Consider the following 1,657-nt stretch of genomic DNA (forward strand, 5'->3'; position numbering starts at 1 on the left):
TTGATACATATTCTTTATACTCTCGAGTATGGTGCTTCCCCATTTGAACACGTCCTTTAATTAAATTATCTATATTATATCTTTATTCTCATTTCGACGTGTCCACTTTTAAGACTAACTCTAATATAACTGTTATTAGGTCATTTTTAATCTGTAAAACTCAATTTTATCCTTTTGCTGAATTTTAAAATCCGAATTACATTTAGCTTATCGAACGATAAGGAGGACAAAAATGCAAAGTATTAATGGAGTAATGCTTAGAGAATATCCAGAAACCCTAGAAAAACCTTTGTTGGAAAAGCGATTTGAGATTCAGTATATGGACAATACATACTTTCATAAGACGATATTTTTAGATTTTATTAACCTGGAAGTCCAAGGGCATGGACGAATGTGGATTTTTTTTGTGAAAGATGTAGAAGAAGTTTTTTATGAAAATAATCGTAGCATTTATGGTGAAATCGTGAGGGAAGTGCATGATCGGATCGTGCCGCACCTACAACAAAATTATCATTACATAGTGGATGTTGTTTTGATTAATCCGGAATATACCATCCGAGATTCTCTTTAAAAAGCTAACATTAGCTATTCAAAAAAGAAGCATCGGATGTGAGGTGCTTCTTTTTTGTGTGTTTAATCAATAATTGTTCCACTGATTTCTTTTTCGTTAAAGTTCCAATTCTTAAAAGTTTTGACACACTTTTGAAAGTACTTAATTATCAAGGTGTTGAAAGGTGTCATAACTTAGCGTCAAAAGTAAAACTATAATTAGGAGATATTAGAAGAAGTTTGTATCTTCAACAAACAGGCCATTTAATTAAAAAAAAGGTTGTATAGCACCTGTGTTTTAATCGTTAAACTATTTAGGTGATTGTATATTTACTTTAATACAATGTTTTAACATCTAAAGAATTACCGATAATTTTTCTATACAAAAAAACATTATTCTTGCTGTAAGTTCAAAACCTATGAGATCTCTTGGCTGAAAAAAACTAAAAAGTTAGTAGGAGTTATTAGGGTGAAAAAGTGGAAATGTTTATTTTTTAGTCTTTTATTAATTAATGTGGTCTTTTTGATTATTGGGACGGTTTTGGCTCTACAACCATCAAAAGAAAGAGAGTATTCCATATTACAAAAAGAATGGAAAGAAAGCGAATCGCTAAGCATTTTCGTTAAAAAAGAGGATATAAATGTGTTGATTAATAAATACTTACAAACCAAAATCAATGACCTTCCTTTAAACTTAGAAGTACGATTAACTGATAAAGTTGAAGTATATGGTACCATTCAAGCATTTGGAAATGAGCTAGATATTAGCATGAATTTTAGGCCTGAAGTTCAAGAAAACGGAGATATTTTACTAAAGCAGGAATCAATGTCAGTTGGTAAAATGGACTTTCCTGTTCGTCCCTTTTTAAAATATGTTAATAACAAATTTTCTCTGCCTCAATGGTTGCAAATTAATGCCAAAGAAGAATTTGTATATGTAGCATTGCATGAGATAGAAATAAATAGAGATTTCCGTGTAAAATTAAAGAAATTCAACTTAGAGAAGAATAATATACAATTAACCTTTGATACGACGTGTTGTTCAACATAATAGGATTACTTAACATCTTCATCGGTATAATTTTTGGGATTAGGTAGATAATAGGAA

Annotated in this window: 2 protein-coding genes; both read left to right on the forward strand. The window is 30.2% G+C overall.

From position 1 onward, the window contains the following. The first annotated feature begins 232 nt into the window (after positions 1-232). Positions 233-571, forward strand: a complete 339-nt coding sequence (locus tag K9V48_RS27870) for a hypothetical protein (RefSeq protein WP_224142297.1) — start codon at positions 233-235, stop codon at positions 569-571. A gap of 447 nt (positions 572-1,018) precedes the next feature. After that, positions 1,019-1,600 (forward strand): YpmS family protein, encoded by a 582-nt coding sequence (locus K9V48_RS27875; RefSeq protein WP_224142298.1) that lies wholly within the window; start codon positions 1,019-1,021, stop codon positions 1,598-1,600. The last annotated feature ends 57 nt before the right edge of the window (positions 1,601-1,657 follow it).

Source organism: Metabacillus rhizolycopersici, from assembly GCF_020075705.1.

Excerpts from the sequence above, each read along its gene's own strand:
- K9V48_RS27870 (WP_224142297.1), top strand. The coding sequence starts at position 233 with ATGCAAAGTATTAATGGAGTAATGCTTAGAGAATATCCAGAAACCCTA.